This window comes from Streptomyces sp. NPDC037054, from assembly GCF_055606745.1.
The window spans coordinates 433619-451270 of sequence record NZ_JBVJSJ010000003.1 but is presented as its reverse complement, the minus strand read 5'-3'; the positions used below and the strand labels follow the sequence as shown (position 1 = coordinate 451270).

At 75.2% G+C, this 17652-nt stretch carries 7 protein-coding genes; all 7 read right to left on the bottom strand.

What is annotated here, in order from left to right:
* Positions 1 to 39: 39 nt before the first annotated feature.
* The 7 genes from ACZ7D7_RS10370 to ACZ7D7_RS10340 all read right to left on the bottom strand — a co-directional run bounded on the left by ACZ7D7_RS10370 (position 40) and on the right by ACZ7D7_RS10340 (position 17647).
* Entirely contained in the window at positions 40 to 270 is a 231-nt protein-coding gene (locus ACZ7D7_RS10370; RefSeq protein ID WP_470823584.1) for a hypothetical protein, read from the bottom strand.
* Between the two features lie 218 nt (positions 271 to 488).
* Entirely contained in the window at positions 489 to 1817 is a 1329-nt protein-coding gene (locus ACZ7D7_RS10365) for a glutamate synthase-related protein (RefSeq protein WP_470823583.1), read from the bottom strand.
* On the bottom strand, positions 1814 to 4159 hold the full coding sequence (locus ACZ7D7_RS10360; protein ID WP_470823582.1) for an amino acid--tRNA ligase-related protein: 2346 nt from the start codon (positions 4157 to 4159) through the stop codon (positions 1814 to 1816). The genes ACZ7D7_RS10365 and ACZ7D7_RS10360 overlap by 4 nt, the downstream gene beginning before the upstream one ends.
* Positions 4156 to 4578 carry a cobalamin B12-binding domain-containing protein gene (locus ACZ7D7_RS10355; protein WP_470823580.1) on the bottom strand — a complete coding sequence of 141 codons (423 nt, stop codon included), beginning with the start codon at positions 4576 to 4578 and terminating at the stop codon, positions 4156 to 4158. Before ACZ7D7_RS10355 ends, ACZ7D7_RS10360 begins: the two co-directional genes overlap by 4 nt.
* Positions 4579 to 4732: 154 nt before the next feature.
* Positions 4733 to 4939, bottom strand: a complete 207-nt coding sequence (locus ACZ7D7_RS10350) for an MbtH family protein (RefSeq protein ID WP_470823579.1) — start codon at positions 4937 to 4939, stop codon at positions 4733 to 4735.
* Positions 4936 to 12039: an amino acid adenylation domain-containing protein gene (locus ACZ7D7_RS10345; protein ID WP_470823578.1), complete on the bottom strand. Its 7104-nt coding sequence runs from the start codon at positions 12037 to 12039 to the stop codon at positions 4936 to 4938. Before ACZ7D7_RS10345 ends, ACZ7D7_RS10350 begins: the two co-directional genes overlap by 4 nt.
* Positions 12040 to 12328: 289 nt before the next feature.
* Entirely contained in the window at positions 12329 to 17647 is a 5319-nt protein-coding gene (locus ACZ7D7_RS10340; RefSeq protein ID WP_470823701.1) for a condensation domain-containing protein, read from the bottom strand.
* Positions 17648 to 17652 lie beyond the last annotated feature (5 nt).

Below are 17652 nucleotides of genomic sequence, written 5' to 3'. Positions count from 1 at the left end.
AGGAGGGAGGGGGAACAGAGGGGAGGAAGGGGGCGGGCGTCAGGCCTCGCTCAGGGCTCGGTGTACCGCCCTGCGCACGGCTCGTGCCGTGTCGGCGGTGGCGGGCGGCCGTCCGTAGGTGCGCAGGCGGAGGTGGCCGCCGAGGTGGCCGAGGCCCGCTTCGGCCAGGGCCCGGGTGACCACCGCGCCGAGCTGTCCGGGGCCGGGGGCGGAGTCGACGACCACTCCCGGCAGTCCGTCGGGGCCGGCCAGCCTGAACCGGGCCCGCACCAGGCTCCGTCCGGCGCCGCGCCGGCTTGTCGGCCACCGCCTCCGGTGACGACGGGCCGGCCCGCTTCGCGGCCGGCGCACCGCACGGGCGGCTCGCGCCGGGGCGCGGCGCGTGCGAGCGCGACGCCGGCTTCGGGGCCGGCCTCCGGGTGAACGGTCCGGCTCGGACGCGCGCGCCGGCTCGGGCGTGCCGTCCCACGCGGTCGCGTCGTGGCCGGTCACCGCCGGTCCCCGGCGCGGGTCGTGGACGGCGGCTCCGCGGGGTGCGGGGCGGGGGCCTGCGCCGGGTCCCACAGGTCGGCGCGGTCCAGGTCGGCGGTGCGGTACTTGCCCACCGCGCTGGTCAGCAGCCGAAGTTCGAGGACGAGCGCGTCGACGAGACGGATCAGGCCCTCCTCGGGGTCCTCGTCCACGGCGAGCAGGGCCGCGCGGCCCAGGCCGACCGCCGTGGCGCCGCGGGCGAGGGCCCGCATCGTGCGGCCGCCCTCCCAGACGCGGCCGGTGACCAGCAGGTCGCCGGCGGGCGGGCCGATGCGGCGCAGGCATTCGCCGAGCGGCAGTCCGACGTGGTCGAGGAAGACGCGCGGTGCCCAGCCGGTGCCGCCCTCCGCGCCGTCCACGGTGACGGCGTCGGCCCCGGCCGCCCAGGCGGTGGCGGCGGCCCGGTCGATGTCGCGGCCGGGGTGGAACTTCACCCAGGTGCGGGCGAGGGGGAAGTTGTTCCGCATGAAGCGCAGTTGCTGGCGGACGATCTCCTCTGTGAACGTGCCCGGGGTGGCGCAGCGCAGCCGCCGTTCCGGATCGCCGAGCACGTCGTGCACGCCGAACTGCCCAGCGAGGCGGGCGGCTTCGGCGGTGTCGACGACGGTCATGCCGCCGAGACCGGGTTTGGCGCCCTGGCCGACCTTGAGTTCGAAGCCGAGCCGGCCGGAGTCGCGCAGGGCGCGGGTGCCGGGGTCGCTGTAGAGGAGGTTCCACACCTCGGAGTCGGCGTCCTCGGTGGACTGCTGTACGACGACTCCGCCGACGCCGTCGGGCACGGCGTCCGCGTAGGCGGCGATCCGTTCCAGGAGGGCCGAGCGTGCCGTGTCGGCGTCCGGGCCGCGCCGGTAGCCGTGCACCGGCACCATGTTCTCGCCGATCACCATCGGGATGCCGAGCCGGGCCGCCTGACGGGCGGAGGCCGGGCCGAGGTCGCCGCTGCCGGCCCGGGTGGAGCCGAACGCGGAGAGGTACAAGGGCAGTCGGGTGGTGAAGCCGCCGGTGCTGCCGGTCAGGTCGACGTCGTCGTGGGAGGGCTCGCGGCCGAGCTCGATGAGCTGTTCCAGGCGGCGGGGCATGAAGACCGGCGGGACGATCCGCAGCAGGTCCAGGTCGTCGGGGGCGAGCCCGGGGCCAGGGGCGTCATGGGGGTCCGGGGCGTGGTGCGTGGCTCCGAAGAGTTCGGTGCCGTACGCCTGGGGCGCCGGGAAGACCGTCGCCGTGCCGGTGCGGGCCCGGGCGCGTACCTGCTCCTCCGGGAATCCGTGCGCGTGCAGTCCGGTCACGGCGCGATCACCCCCGGCAGCTTCGGGTAGGCGCTGACCTGCCAGAGGGCGTCGAGGCCGGTGAGGAAGCGGACCAGGCGCTGCAGGCCCATGCCGAAGCCGGCGCTGGGGCTGAGGCCTTCGCGGGCCAGGTCCAGGTACCAGGCGTACTTGGCCGGGTTCTCGCCGCTCTCTCGCATGCGTGTCACGAGCGTCGCGTAGTGGGACTCGCGTTCGCTGCCGCTGACCAGTTCGCCGTAGCCGCCGTGGGCGAGGAGGTCGAAGTTCCGCAGGACGCCCGGGTTCTCGGGGTCCTCGCGGTCGTAGAAGCCGCGCGATCCCTTGGGGTAGTCGTTGACGAAGAAGGGGCGGTCGGCCTCCAGGGACAGCAGGCGTTCGCCGGCCCAGTCGATCTCCGCGTCGGGGCTCTGCGGGTGGCCGCTCGCCAGCAGCCGGGCGACGGCCTCCTCGTGGGTGCGGACGTCGAACTTGCCGGACCGCAGCTCCGCGAAGTCCAGCTCGTCGCGGCCCAGTTCGCGCAGCACGTCGGGCACGGCCGTCCAGACGTGCTCCACCACGTGGGTGAGCAGGCCCGCGGCGATCTCCTGCACGTCCTCGCGGGTGCCGTGCGCCAGTTCCACGTCGATCTGGTGGAACTCGACGAGGTGGCGGCCGGTGCCGGCGGTCTCGGGGGGTTCCACGCGGACGTTCGGCGCGATGTAGAACAGTCGCGGGAAGCCTTTCAGGGAGGCCTGCTTGTACAGGATGGCGCTGGTCATCAGCTTGTACGGCTGCCCGTAGTAGTCGACGTCGAGGGCCTTGGCGCCCCGGCCGCCGGGGTCGGTGACCGGGCCGACGAGCGGGGGCAGCAGCTCGACGAAGCCTTCGCCGCGCAGGAACTCCCTTGCCGCGTACAGGGCTTCCTGCTGCACGAGCATCGCGGACCGCAGGGTCGGTGAGGCCAGGTGTGCGCCGAGCGCGGGAGGGGTGGTGAGGTCCATGTCGTCTCCTTGTCCGGTGGGGGAAGGGGCGGGACGGGCGTGCGCGGGGAGCGGGACGGGGCCGGGCGGCCCGTCGTAGCGGTCGGCGACCGCGTCCAGGGCGCGCAGCAGAGCGGCGGAGGTCATGGGGGCGCGGGCGCCGGGTGCCGCGTGCGGTGCCACGGGCATGCGCCCGACGGCGGACCAGTGGAGGCGTCCGTCGGGGCCGAGGAAGCTGCGGCTGCGGCCCGCGTTGTCCGGGTGCAGGCAGTACGGCACGTCCAGCACGCCGCGCGCGAACGCGGTGCGCAGGGCGCGGCCCGGGTCGTCGGAGAGTTCCAGCACGGCTTCCAGGAAGGTCCGGGCCTCGCGGTAGACCTCGCTGTCGGCGCCGTCGGGACACGGCGGTTCGTGGGCGGCGAGCCGCGCCGCTGCCGCCGCCGTCTCCAGCGCGCGGACGTTCTCCTCGACGGTGGGGATGCGGTGCGCCTCGGCGGCCGTCTTCACGATCAGCCGCTGCGCCCCGGCCCGTACGGCGAGCCGCGCCGAGTCCTGGAGGAGACGGGTGGCGCCGTGCCGGGTGCGGGGGAAGACGCCCATGTAGGTGTAGAGCACCACGTGCCGGTCGACGCCGGCGGGCAGGAACTCGTCGGCCAGCCGGCGCAGCGCCCGGACGGCTTCGGCGTCCTGGGTGGCGTCGGTCTGCTGGGCGTAGCTGAGGGAGACGCTGCGGATGCCGTGCCGGACGAAGAACAGCCCCTCCAGCAGGCTGAGCGCGACCAGCAGGCCCGGGGGGCAGAGCTGGCCGAGCATGCAGCCGCCGAAGCTCTCCAGGTGCGGGACGCGGGGCGCGGGTACCAGGTCGGCCAGCAGTTCGCAGCCTCGGGCCCAGTTGGCCACGGACTCGTCGAGCGGTGTGCGGCCGTAGGGCAGGCAGTAGGAGACGGGGCCGCCCTCGGTGGCGTCGAGGCCGGCGGCGGTCAGGGCGCGGATGATCGGCTCGGGCCGGGAGGAGCCGTGCCGTACTTGGACGGGGAAGGCGAGGCCTGCGTGGAGCAGGTCGCGGGTGACGTCCACCGGGTGGGTGGCGATCGGGTAGCCGTTGAGCGGGAGGCCCTCGGCGAGCGCGGCCCGTGCCCCGGCGAGGTCGCCGACGCGGGTGTAGCTGTCGATGGTGAGGGTGCCGACGGTGGTGGCGGCGGCGGAGCGGGTCCGTTCCAGGCCGGCTCCCATGGCGCGCGGGTCGCTGAAGCCCATGCGGGGCTGGACCACGAGCCGGCCGGTGCGGGCCGCGGCGGCGACGAACTGCCCGAACGACGTGACGTCGGCCGGTGCGGGTGGCGGGGCCGGGCCCGCGGCGGCGGGCGCGGCTGCCGTGTTCACGCGGCGGCCCGTCGGTCGAAGGCCTCGGACAGCCAGTGGCGCAGGGCGGCGGTGTCGCCGTCGTCGAAGACGGCCGCGCACCCGGCCTCCAGCAGCCGGTGGCGCCGCTCGGGGTCGGCCAGGCCGGCGACGCCCAGCTTGCCGCCGATGACGACGGGGGTGTGCAGGCCGGCCGCGCGCAGGGCGCGCACGGCGTTCAGCCCGTCGCGGTACCCGTGCCCGTTGACGCTGCTGATGACGACCAGGTCGGGCCGCTCGGCCGCGCAGGCGGCGGTCAGCAGCTCGTCGGTGACGCAGGGACCGAGGTTGCGCACCTGGTGTCCCAGTTCCTCCAGGAACAGCTGGAGGTAGGCCAGGTTCCACGTGTGGGAATCCGAGGCCGTACCGCTCAGCAGGGTCTGCACATTCCGTCGTCGCATGGTCAGAAATATAGGTTCGGGAAGGATTCCCGAGGGGAAGTTACGGCGGCAGTCCGACGGCAGATGAAAAGGGCGGGACACTCAGGAAAAAGGGCCGCACCCCGTGGTGGTCACGGGGTGCGGCCGGCGGTGCGAATGCTTTCGCGGGGGTGTTTCAGGAATACTGCGCGACAAGGCTGCGGGGGCGGATGTCGGTCCAGTTCGCCGCCACGTGGTCGAGGGCGTCGGCCCGTGTGCCGGGTCCCCACACGCTGTCCCAGCCTGCGGGAACGTCGGCGAAGACGGGCCACAGGGCGTGCTGGCCCTCCGCGTTGACCACCACGCGGAAGGTGCCGTCGGCGTCGTCGAAGGGGTTGGTCATGACAGGCTCCTCAGTTTCTCGGAAAGGATACGGCCGATCAGGGCGAGCGGTTCGGGTTCTCCCATTCTGGTGTGGGGAACCCCGATCAGATGATTCGCGACGGTGCCGTCGATATAGGGCATCCAGTTCTGCGCCAGGGTGTTCTCCGTTTCTCCTTCCTCCAGCGCACCGAGGAACACGAGGTCCGTTTTCACGGGGCGGGGGGAATACAGGGGCATGATTTCGGCGTGGTTGACGGCGGCGCCGATCACCGAGCGGATCTCGTCGTCGGAGAAGGCGCCGAGCACCGGGTCGGTGTGCCGGACGAGGCCGATGAGGGCGGCCACGTCGAAGGGGGCGTCCTCGGGTTCGTCGCAGGCGTCGCCGACGAGCATGTCGCGCTTCTGCGCCGGGGTCATGGCGCGCCGCCGCGGCTCGGTCGGCAGGAGGTGCACGTCCATCATGGCCAGCAGGTCGGTGCGCTCCCCCAGGTCGGCCAGGCGGGCGGCGAGGGCGTGGGCGAGGATGCCGCCGAAGGACCAGCCGAGGAAGCGGTAGGGGCCGTGCGGCTGGACCTCGCGTATCAGCGGCAGGTAGTCCTCGACCATGTCCTCCACGGACTGCGAGGAGTGGCCCAGTTCGCTCAGGGCCCGCGCCTGGACGGCGTAGAGCGGCTGGTCGGGGCCGAGGTGCCGGGCGAGGCCGGCGTACGACCAGCCGACGCCGGTGCCCGGGTGGAGGCAGAACAGCGGGGGCCGGCCGCCCGTGGTGCGGAACGGCAGCAGGACGCCCATCGGGTCGAAGCCGCTCGGTTCGTCGGCGAGCAGGCCCGCGACCGTCGGGGTGCGGAACAGGTCCCGGACGCCGAGGTCGAGGCCGAGGACCGCCCGCATCCGGCTGACGAGGCGCACGCCGAGCAGTGAATGGCCGCCCAGGGTGAAGAAGTTGTCGTCGATGCCGACGCCGTCGACGCGGAGCACCTCGGAGAAGAGGCCGCACAGGAGTTCCTCGCGCGGAGTGCGCGGGGCGCGGCCGTCGGTGCGTTCGGCCGGTGCGGGGGCGGGCAGGGCACCGCGGTCGGGTTTGCCGTTGACGGTGAGCGGGATGGCGTCGAGGAGCACGGCCGCCGAGGGCACCATGTGCTCGGGCAGTTCGTCCGCCGCCCACCGCAGCAGGTCGGGGCCGGTCAGGTGGTGGCCGGCGCGCGGCACGGCGTAGGCGACGAGCCGTTTGCCGCCCGGGCCGTCGTCGTGGACCACGACGGCCGCCTGTCCGACGGCCGGGTGGCGGGCGAGGGTCGCCTCGATCTCGCCGGGTTCGATGCGGAAGCCGCGCAGTTTGATCTGGCCGTCGGCCCGGCCGAGGAAGCGCAGTTCCCCGTCGGGGGTCCACTGCACGAGGTCGCCGGTGCGGTACATCCGCCCGCCGTCGGCGCCGAACGGGTCGGGCACGAACCGCTCGGCGGTGAGCCCCGGCCGGCCGATGTAGCCGCGCGCCACCTGGGTTCCGGCGATGTACATCTCGCCCGCCACGCCCAGCGGCACGGGCCGCAGCCGCTCGTCCAGGACGTGGACGCGGGTGTTGTCGAGGGGCACGCCGAGGTGTACGCCGTGCAGGGTGCGCTGGTTGACGGTGAAGCGCTGGTAGTGGGAGGCGAACGTGGTCTCGGTCGGGCCGTAGCTGTGCACGAGGACGGTGTCCGGGCAGTGCGTCAGCACGCGTTGGAGCGCCTCGGGGGACGCGACGTCGCCTCCGGTCCACACCTCGTCGAGCAGCTTGAGGGTGTCGAGCCCTTCGTCGGCGAGGATGTGGAACAGGCCCATGGTGAAGTAGGCGGCCGTCACTCCGTAGGTGCGGACGGTCCGGTCGATCTCGGCCAGGTCGGTGCCGTCCCCCGGGCAGAACACCAGTTCCCCGCCGCACAGCAGCGGCACCCACAGTTCGTAGGTGGAGGCGTCGAAGCCGATCGCGGAGTGCACGAGTATGCGGCGGTGGTGCGCGCGGTTCCAGCAGCGGTCGGTGGCCAGTTCCACGATGTTGCGGTGGGTGACGCCGACGCCCTTGGGCCGGCCGGTGGAGCCGGAGGTGAACATGATGTATGCCAGGGCGTCCTCGCCCACGGTCACGTCCGGGGCGTCCGTGCGGGCGTCGTCCACCGTGCCGGGCGCGTCCACCGCCAGCATTCGTACCCCGGCGGCCGTCTCGGCGGTGACCGACGGCGAGGCGAGGTGCGCCTCCTGGGTGAGCAGCACCGTCGCGCCGGTGTCCTGCGTCATCGTCCGCACCCGCGCCTGCGGCAGTCTCGGGTCCATCGGCACGTACGCCGCCCCGCACTTGAGCACGGCGAGCGCGGCCACCACCAGCAGCGGGGTGCGGTCCATCAGCACGCCGACGGCCGCGTCCGGGCCGACGCCGGCGGCGAGCAGGGTGTGCGCGAGGGCGTTGGCGCGGGCGTCCAGCTCGGCGTAGGTGACCTGTTCGTCGCCGTGGCGGAGGGCGGTCCGGTCGGGGGTGCGGCGGGCCTGGGCGGCGAACCTCTCGTGGGGCAGGCCGCAGGCGGCGCGGGGGACGGCCGTGTCGTTGTACTCGGTCAGCAGCCGGAACGCCTCCTCGGGCGTGAGCAGTTCGATGTCGGCCAGGCGCCGCGCCGGGTCCTCGGCGACCGCCCGCAGGGTCCGCTCCAGGTGGGCGGTGAGCATCTCGGCGGTGGCGGCGTCGTACAGGTCCGTGGCGTACTCCAGCACCCCGGCGAGCCCGGCGGCGGTGCCGTCCGCGGTCCGGGTCTCCTTGAGGGACACCGTCAGGTCGAACTTGGTGAACCCAGAGTCGCTGCCCAGGGGGGTGCCGGACAGGGCGGTGCGCGCCGCCGTCGCGGGGTCGGCCGGTTCCACCTGGACGATGGTCTGCACAAGCGGGTGGCGGTCGGCGGAGCGGCGTGGGTTGAGGCGTTCCACCACCAGGTCGAAGGGCAGTTCCTGGTGGGCGAAGGCCGCCAGGTCCGTGGCGCGCACCCGGTCCAGCAGCTCGGCGAACGTCGGGTCGCCGGAGGTGTCGCAGCGCAGCACGAGGGTGTTGACGAAGAACCCGACCAGGTCGTCGAGGACTTCGTCGTCGCGGCCGGCGACGACCGTGCCGAGCGGCAGGTCGGTGCCCGCCCCGTGCCGGGTGAGCAGCGACGCGAGTGCGGCCTGGACGACCATGAAGAGGGTGGCGCCGTGGTCGAGGGCGAGCCGCTCCAGGCGGGCGTGCACGTCGGCGTCCAGGCGCAGGGGCACGTACGCGCCGCGGCCCGACGCCTGAGCCGGCCGGACCTTGGCCACGGTGGGGGTGAGCGCCTCGGGGGCGCCCGCGAGGGTGTCGCGCCAGAAGGCGATGTGCTCGTCGGCGGCCGGCGCGTCGAGGGCGCGGCGTTCCCACAGGGTGTAGTCCGCGTACTGGACCGGCAGCGGTTCGCGGTCAGGGGCCCGCCCGGCCTCGCGTGCCTCGTAGGCGGCGGCGAGATCCGCGAGCAGTGGCCCGGTGGACCAGCCGTCGGCGGCGATGTGGTGGACCTGGAGGACGAGGATCTGGCCGGCGCCCTCCTCGGTGATGAGGGTCGCGCGCAGCGGCAACTCGGCGGCCAGGTCGAAGACATGACCGGCGGCGGCGTCCACGGCGGCCGGGGCGTCCCCGGCCGGGCAGGTCACGAGGTCCAGCCGGGGGCGGGCGGCGTCGCCGGTCAGCACGAGCTGGTGCGGCTCGCCGTCGACCGCCGGGTAGACGGTGCGCAGGACCTCGTGCCGGTCGGTCACGTCGGCCAGCGCCTCGGTGAGCACGTCCGCGTCCAGGGGCCGGTCCAGGCGCAGGGCGAAGGGGATGGTGTACGAGCGGCTCGGGCCCTCCATCTGGTCCACGAACCACAGGCGGCGCTGCGCGTACGACAACGGCACGCGTTCGGGCCGCAGGTGACTCGGAACGGGCACGGGTCCGGGGCGCCCGGCCGGCGGGTCCTGGTCGGCCAGGCGTGCCGCCAGCTGCCGGGGGGTGGGGGCGAGGAACAGGTCCCGGATGCGGGCCTGGACGCCCCAGGTGGCGCGGATGCGGTTCACCAGGCGGACGCCGTGCATCGAATGCCCGCCGACCGTGAAGAAGTTGTCGTCCGGGCCGACCTCGCCGCGGCCGATGACCTCGGCGAACAGGGCGCGCAGCGCCTCCTCGGCCTCGGGCCGCCCGGCGGTCACGGCGCGGGAGCGGGCGGTCTCCTCCTGTCGTCGCGCGCGTTCGAGTCCGGCGCGCAGGGCGGTGATGCGGGCCTGTTCGGCGGGGGTGGTGAGCCGGTGTCCGGCGGCGGGGGCGTGCGGGTCGGCGGCGGCCCGTTCCAGGGCCCGCACGAACAGGTCCAGCAGCAGCCGGGCGGTCTCGGGTTCGAACAGGTCGGCGGCGTACTGCCACCACACCTTCAGCCCGCCGTCGGGCAGGGCCACGCAGGAGGCGCTGAGGTCGAACTTGGCGGCCTCCAGGCCGGGTTCGGCGAACCGTCCGGCCAGGGGACCGCCGACGCCGCCGGCGGAGCCGTCGTCGGTCTCGGCGGTGAGCATCACCTGGAAGAACGGGTTCACGGCGAGGCCGCGCTCCGGTGCGAGGTGTTCCACCAGCAGGTCGAAGGGCAGGTCCTGGTGGGCGTAGGCGGCGAGGTCCGCGTCACGGGTGCGGTCGACGAGTTCGGCGTAGGACGCCGGTCCCGACACGTCGGTGCGCAGCACCAGGGTGTTGACGAAGAAGCCGACGAGGCCGTCCAGGGCCTCGTCGCCCCGGCCCGCGACCGGGGTGCCGATGGCGATGTCCTCCCCCGCACCCGCCGCGGCCAGGGCCAGCGCGAGGGCCGGCTGGAGCACCATCAGCAGGCTCGCCCCGTGCTCCTCGCCCAGGTCGGTCAGCCGCCGCAGTGTGCCGGGGGCGAGGCGGGCGGTGAGGGTGGCGCCGGTGCCGGTGGGCTCGGCCGGGCGGGGACGGTCGGCTGGCAGGTCGAGCACGGTGGGCATGCCGTCGAGCGCGGCCCGCCAGTGCGCCAGGTACGCCTCCGGGTCGGCGAGCAGGTCCCGCTGCCACAGGGTGTAGTCGGCGTACTGCACGGGGAGTTGCTGCCAGTCGGGCGCCCTGCTCGTGCGGCGGGCGGCGTAGGCGGTGCCGAGGTCGTGCAGCAGGGGGCCGACGGACCAGCCGTCGGTGGCGATGTGGTGGGTGAGCAGGACGAGCGTCGCCCGCCGGTCGCCGTCCGCGTCCGGGCCGGCGAGGAACAGGGCGGCGCGCAGCGGGAGTTGGGACGCGAGATCGAAGGTGGCGGAGGTGAAGCGGGCCACCTCGGCCGAGACGTCCCGGGCGGCGCAGGTCCGCACGGACAGGGGGACCGGCGGCGCGTCGAGGACGTGCTGGTACGGCTCCCCGTCGACGGCCGGGTACACGGTCCGCAGCACCTCGTGCCGCTCCACCAGGTCGCCGAGGGCCGCCTCCAGCGCCGCCGGATCGGGCTCCTCGTCCAACTCCAGCACCACCGGCAGGTGGTAGGTGGTGGACGGCCCCTCCAGCGCGGCGAGGAACCACAGTCGGCGCTGCGCGTAGGACAGCGGAACGCGGTCCTCGGCGGCCGGTGCTTCCCCGGCGAACACGTCGTACGCGGGGTCCGGCGCGGCGGCCGGGGCGGGTGGGACCTGCCGTGCGGCGCGGGCCCTGAGCGCCTTGCGGTCGATCTTGCCGGACGAGGTGCGGGGCAGCGCGTCCACGACGGTGAACGTCCCGGGCACGGCGGCGGCGGGCAGGGAACGCGCGGTGTGCTCCCGCAGGGCGTCCGCGGCGCACTCCCCCACGACGAAGGCGGTCAGCTGCTTGCCGCCGCCCGGGGCGTCCACGGCGACCACGGCCGCCTCGCGCACGGCGGGGTGGCCGGAGAGCACCGACTCCACGGACGCCGGGTCGACCCGGTGGCCGTTGATCTTCACCTCGTCGTCGGCGCGGCCCACGAAGCCGAGCTGCCCGTCCTCCCGGACGCGCACCACGTCGCCGGTGCGGTAGGCGCGTTCGCCACCGAGCCGGGTGAAGCGGCGTTCCGTCAGGTCCGGCCGGCCCAGGTAGCCGAGGGCGAGCGCGCCGCCCAGCAGCCACAGCTCGCCGTCCACGACGGCGGCCCGTACGCCGGGCAGGGGGGTTCCGATCGGAACCGGGCCGCCCGCGTGCCGGGACAGGTCGGCGACGGTGGCGACGACGGTCGCCTCGGTGGGCCCGTAGGTGTTCAGCAGCCGCACCCGGTCCGGGTCGACGGCCGCGCACCACTGGGCCACGCGCTCGGGCAGCGCGGCCTCACCGCCGATGATCACGGTCCGCAGCGTGGGCGGCAGTCCGGCGACTCCGGTGGACAGCGCGTGCGCCAGCTCGTGCCAGTACGCGGTGGGCAGGTCGAGCACGGTGATGCCGTGGGCGGTGCAGCCGGCCAGCAGTCCCGGCACGTCGAGCATGTCGTCGTCGCGCAGGACGAGCGTGGCGCCCGCGCACAGCGTCAGGAACACCTCCTCGACGCTCGCGTCGAAGTGCAGCGGGGCGAACTGGAGCACGACGTCGTCGGCGGTGACGCCGTACACGGCGGTGGCCGCGGCGGTGAAGCGGGCGAGGGCGTCCTGCCCGACGACCACGCCGTTCGGAGTGCCGGTGGAGCCCGACGTGTAGATGACGTACGCGGCCTCCGGGTCCACTCCGGGGCCGGGCAGTACCTCCTCGCCGTCGACGGACGCGAGGCCGGTGCCCGTGCAGTCGGCGAGGACGGCGGCGGTCCGGGCGGCGGGGGCGGCGGGGTCCAGCGGCAGGTAGGCGGCTCCCGTGCGCAGGGCCGCGAGCAGGCCCACGACGGCGTCGATGCCGCGCGGCCGGCTGACGGCCACCAGGCGGCCCGGACCCGCGCCCCGCGCGATCAGCTCGTCGGCACGGAACGCGACCGCCAGCGCCAACTGGCCGTAGGTCAGACGGCGTTCGCCGTGCACGAGGGCGATCCGCTCGGCGTCCTGCCCGGCGATCCGGTCCAGGACGCGGGGCGCCGGGTGGGGCGCCGGGCCGCCGTCCAGGACGGCGGACGCGGCAGGGTCGGTCGAGGGCATCGCGTGGCCTCCAGGCGAAGGGGTCGGGAGGGACGGGTGGCTGGTGTGCTCCCACGCTAGGGACGCGGGGCGGCCCCGAGAGGCAGTCACCGGGGCAGCTGCGCGGCGTCCGGGCGGGGGCGCGCTGCCGGTGGCGGTGGGGTACTGCCGGTGCATCTGCCGCAGGCGGGTGGCCGCCGCCTGACGTCCCGGTCCCGTCCGCCGGACGTGCCGAAGCCCGGCGTACGTGACGCGGACGGTCACGTACGCCGGGCGGGGCCGGGTGGCCGGTGGCCCTGCGGCCGGTGGGCTACAGCCGGTGGGCCGGGGTGCCGCCCCGGGTACGGCGGCGCAGGGGTGGTGGCGTCGGCGGTACCGGGCCGGCCCCGGACGGGCCGGTGCCTGCCGCCAGGTGGGCGGCGAGCTTCGCCGGGGTCGGGTGGCGGAACACTTCCCGCAGGGTCAGTTCGCGGCCCAGATCCGTCCGGATCCGGTTGACCAGGCGGACCGCCAGCAGGGAGTGACCGCCCGCCTTGAAGAAGTTGTCGCCGGGGCCCATGGCACGCCCGTCGAGCACCTCGGCGAACAGCCGGAGCACGCCCGTGAGCAGGGTCTCCCCCGGGCCCGGCGCGTCCTCGGCGGCCGGTTCCGGCGCCGGCCCGGCCAGGGTGACGGCGGCCGGCACCATGTACTCCGGGAGGCGTTCGGCGGCCCACGCCTGGAGTTCGGCCTCCGTGACGGCCGGACCCGTCACCCGTGCCGTGACCCGGTCGGCCTCGACGCGGACGTCGGCCTCGCGCACCCGCGGGTGGTCGCCCAGGACCGCCGCCACGTGCCGCACGTCGATCCGGTAGCCGTTGGCCACGGGCCGCTCGCCGCGCCGGTCGGGCGGGGCGGGCAGGTCCGTGACGCGGGCCCCCGGGTCGGCGGCGAACAGGTCCAGCGCCGTCGTCAGCAGCTCCGTCAGCCGCGTCGCCCCGGAGGGCCCGTACAGGTCCGTGGCGTACTCCAGTACGCCGGCGAGGGTGCCGTCGGGCTGTTCCGTCAGCGCGAACGTCAGGTCCGACTTGGCGGTGCCCGACCGGTGGGCGAGCTCGGTGCCGGCCAGGGGACCGGTGGGCGCCGTGCCCGTGCCGGACAGGGTGTCGAGCCGGAGCATGACCTGCACCAGCGGGTGGTGCGCGGCGGAGCGGTGCGGGTTGAGGTGCTCCACCAGCAGGTCGAAGGGCAGGTCCTGGTGGTCGTAGGCGGCCAGGTCGGCGTCGCGGACCCGGTCCAGCAGCGTCCCGTAGTCGGGGTCGGCCGAGGTGTCGGTGCGCAGCACGAGGGTGTTGACGAAGAAGCCGACCAGCCCGGACAGCGCGTCGTCGGAGCGTCCCGCGACGCTCGTGCCGATCGCGAGGTCGGTGCCCGCGCCGAGCCGGGTCAGGCACGCGGCGAGGGCGGCCTGCACGGCCATGAACAGGGTGGCTCCCCGGGCCCGTGCCGTGCGGGCGAGGGCGCGGTGGGTGGCGGCGGGGACCGTGAACCCGGTGAGCGCGCCGCGGCCGGAGGGCAGGGCGGGCCGGGGCCGGTCCGTCGGCAGGTCGGTCAGCGGCGGCAGGCCCGCCAGGGCGCCCTCCCAGAAGCGCAGGTCCGGATCGGCTCCGCCGTCCGCGAGGAGTCCGTGCTGCCACAGGGTGTAGTCGGCGTACTGGAGGGGCAGCGCCGCTCCGTCCGGTGTCCGGCCCGCGGCGCGGGCCTCGTAGGCGGCGGAGAGATCGGCGAGCAGCGGTCCGGTGGACCAGCCGTCGGCGGCGATGTGGTGCAGCAGCAGCACGAGGGTCTGCGGACCCGCGCCCTGCGGGTGGAACAGCCAGGCCCGCAGCGGGATGTCCCGGGCCAGGTCGAAGACGTGCGCGGCGGCGGCGTCGACGGCCGCCGCGACGTCCGCGGGCCGGCCCAGTTCGAGGTGGGGGCGGGCGTGTTCCAGTACGCGCTGGTGGGGCTCGCCGCCTTCGGTGCCGTAGACCGTGCGCAGCACCTCGTGCCGTTCGGCGACGTCGGCGAGCGCGTCGGCGAGGGTCATCGGGTCGAGGTGCCGGTCCAACTGCCGTACGAGGGCGATGTTGTAGGTGGCGGAGGGTCCCTGGAGCTGGTCGACGAACCAGAGTCGGCGCTGGGCGTACGACAGGGGCAGTCGCTCGGGGCGTTCGGCCGGGGGCACCGCCGTGGGTGCCGGCCTGGCCGCCGTGTCCGTGCCGTGTTCGGTGAGGCGCCGGTGGAGGGCGGCGGGGGTGGGGGCGAGGAACAGGTCGCGGATGCCCACGTCGACGCCGAGGACGGAGCGTACGCGGTTGGCGAGTTTCCCGGCGAGCAGGGAGTGCCCGCCGGACTTGAAGAAGTTGCTGCGGGCGGTGAACTCCTCGCCCCTGCCGAGAGCTTCGGCGAACAGGCCGGTGAGGATCTCCACGCGGGGGTTGTGGGGGTCGCCGCCAACGTCGCCGGGCGCGGGGGCGGCGGCCACCGTGAGGGCCTTGCGGCGGGCCGCGAGAGCGCGGTCCTCCTCGGCCGTGACCAGCGGCAGTCGGGACAGGTGCACCGCCGTGGCGCCGTCGGCGGCGAAGGCCCGCAGCGCCCGTGCGAACACGTCCAGGAGGGTGGCGGCCGTGCCCGCGTCGAACAGGTCGCGGGCGTACTGGAGGTGCAGGTCAAGACCGGCGGGCCCGCCGTCCGGGGTGCGCCGCACGGCGCAGTGGAAGGAGAGGTCGAACTTGGCGGCGCCCAGGTCGGTGCTCGTGGCCTCGGCGGTGAGCGCGCCGAGCGCGGCTCGTTCGGCGGCGGCCTCCTGCACGGTCAGCATGACCTGGAAGAAGGGGTGTTCGCCCAACGCCCGGTCCGGATCCCCGAGTTCCTCCACGATGAGGTCGAAGGGCAGGTCCTGGTGGTCGAAGGCGGCCAGGTCGGCGTCGCGGACCCGGTCGACCAGTTCACCCACGGCCGGGTCGCCGGACAGGTCGGCGCGCAGCACGAGGGAGTTGACGAAGCAGCCGACGAGGTCGTGCAGGTCCTGGTGGGAGCGGCCGGCGGCGGGCGTGCCCATCGCGAGGTCGTCTCCTGCTCCGGCGGCGGACAGCGCGGCGGCGAGTGCCGCGCGGGCCACCATGAACAGGCTGGCCCGCCGTTCCCGCGCCAGCGCCGTCAGGGCCCGGTGGGTGCCCGCGTCCAGTGTCGCGGTGACCGCCGCCCCGCGCCCGGTCGGTTCCGCCGGGCGTGGCCGGTCGTACGGCAGATCGGTGCGCGGGGGCAGGCCGTCCAGGGTCCGCCGCCAGAAGGACAGGAGCCGCTCGTGGGCGGATCCGGACAGCAGCGCGCGCTGCCACAGGACGAAGTCGGCGTACTGCACGGGCAGGGCCCGCCACTGCGGTGCCCGGCCGGCGAGCCGTGCCTCGTACGCCGCGCCCAGGTCGCGCAGCAGCGGCGCCAGGGACCAGCCGTCGGTGGCGATGTGGTGCATGAGCAGCACGAGCACGGCCGTGCCGTCGTCCGGGAGGAACACCCGTACCCGCAGGGGCCCTTCGGCCGTGAGGTCGAGTTGCTCACGACCGAAGGCGGCGACCCGCGCGTCGGTCTCGGCGGCCGGACACTCCTCCCACTCCGGGACTCCGCCGGGGCAGAGGGCCGCGGGCAGCACCCGCTGGTGGGGCTCGCCGGCCTCGGAGCCGTACACCGTCCGCAGCACCTCGTGCCGTTCGCGGACGTCGGCGAGCGCGGCGGTCAGCGCCCGCCGGTCGGGCACGGCGTCCAGGCGCAGCACGAGCGGCGCGTTGTAGCGGGCGGTGGTGCCCTCGATGCGGCCGAGCAGCCACAGGGCGCGCTGCGCGGCCGACAGCGGGAGCGGGGTCGGGCGTTCCGCCGCGGGTACGGCGGTCAGCGCGGGCCGGTCGGAGGTTCCGGCGCCGTCGGCCGTTTCGGTGAGCCGCCGGTGCAGTGCGGCGGGGCTCGGGGCGAGGAACAGGTCGCGGATGCCGAGCTGGACGCCGAGCGCGCCGCGCACACGGTTGACGAGCCTGCCGGCGAGCAGGGAATGGCCGCCGCTGCGGAAGAAGTTGGCGTCGGCGGCGACGGATTCGCGGCCGAGCACCTCGGCGAACAGTCCGCACAGGATCTCCTCGCGCGGGGTGAGGACGTCGGCCCGTACCGGCGCGGGCCCGTCGTTGCCGGTGGGTGCCACCCGTCCGGCCCGCTCGCACCGTGCCGCGAGGGCGCCGCGTTCCTCGGCGGTGAACGTGCCCAGGTCGGGCACGCGGCGCAGGGGTTCGTCGGCGAAGGCGGCGAGGGTCTTCAGGAACGCGCCGAGCAGGAGGCGGGCGGTGGCCTCGTCGAAGAGGTCCTCGGCATAGGTGACGGCGACGGTGACGCCGTCCGGGCGGCCGTCGGCGGTGTGCTGCTCGGCGCAGTACCAGGTCAGGTCGAACTTGGCGGCGTCCAGGCCCGTTTCGGCGGTACGGCCGGTGATGCCGTCGGCCAGCCGGACCGTTCCGGCCTCGGTGCCGTCCGCCGCGACGGTCAGCATCACCTGGAAGAACGGGTGGTGTCCCAGGGCCCGTTCGGGTGCCAGCTTCTCCACCAGCACGTCGAACGGCAGGTCCTGGTGCTCGTAGGCGGCCAGGTCGGTGTCGCGGACGCGGTCCACGAGTCCGGCCACGGTCGGGGCGTCCGACAGGTCGGTGCGCAGGGCGAGGGAGTTGACGAAGAACCCGACCAGTTCGTACAGGTCCTGTTCGGGGCGGCCCGCGACGGGCGTCCCGATCACCACGTCCTCGCCCGCTCCGGCCGCGCCGAGCGTCGCCGCGAGCGCGGCGCGGGCCACCATCGTCAGGGTGGCCCGCCGGCCGCGGGCCAGGGCCAGCAGCCCGCCGTGCGCCGCCGCGTCGAGCCGGCCGGTGACGGTGGCGCCGCGCCCGGACGGTTCCGCGGGGCGGGGCCGGTCGGCCGGCAGGGTGATCACGGGTGGCGCGCCGGTCAGGGCGTCGCGCCAGAAGGCGAGTTGCTCGGCGGCCAGGCTCTCCGGGTCGTCCGGGTCGCCGAGCATGTCGTGCTGCCACAGGGTGTAGTCCGTGTACTGCACGGGCAGCGGCTCCCAGCCCGGGGCGCGGCCCGCGCGGCGCGCGTCGTACGCGGCTGCCAGGTCGCGCAGCAGCGGCCGCAGGGACCAGCCGTCGGTGGCGACGTGGTGGATCAGCAGCACGAGGGTCGCGGCGCCCCGGGCGTCCGACGCGCCCGGGGTGTCGTCGCCGGTCCGGAACAGCCGGGCGAGCAGGGGTGGCTGGGACTGGATGTCGATCGCCTGCCGGACGAACGCGGCGACGGCCTCGTCGCGTTCGCCGGGCCGGGTGTCCTCGACGGTGAGGGGGCCGACGGCGCCGGCCTCCCGGACGTGCTGGTACGGCTCCCCGTCGGCGTCTGCCGTGAGGACCGTCCGCAGCACCTCGTGCCGCTCGACCACGTCGGCCAGGGCGGCCCGGAGCGCGCCGGTGTCCGGGACGGCGTCGAGGTGGAGCACGACGGGGGCGTTGTAGGCGGCGGAGGGTCCGTTCAGGCGGCCCAGGAACCACAGCCGGCGCTGGGCGAACGACAGCGGGATCACGGTCA

What these genes read in the sequence shown, in the direction of transcription:
- ACZ7D7_RS10355 (WP_470823580.1), bottom strand. Translation starts at nt 4,578, where the DNA reads ATGCGACGACGGAATGTGCAGACCCTGCTGAGCGGTACGGCCTCGGAT.
- ACZ7D7_RS10350 (WP_470823579.1), bottom strand. Translation starts at nt 4,939, where the DNA reads ATGACCAACCCCTTCGACGACGCCGACGGCACCTTCCGCGTGGTGGTC.
- ACZ7D7_RS10345 (WP_470823578.1), bottom strand. Translation starts at nt 12,039, where the DNA reads ATGCCCTCGACCGACCCTGCCGCGTCCGCCGTCCTGGACGGCGGCCCG.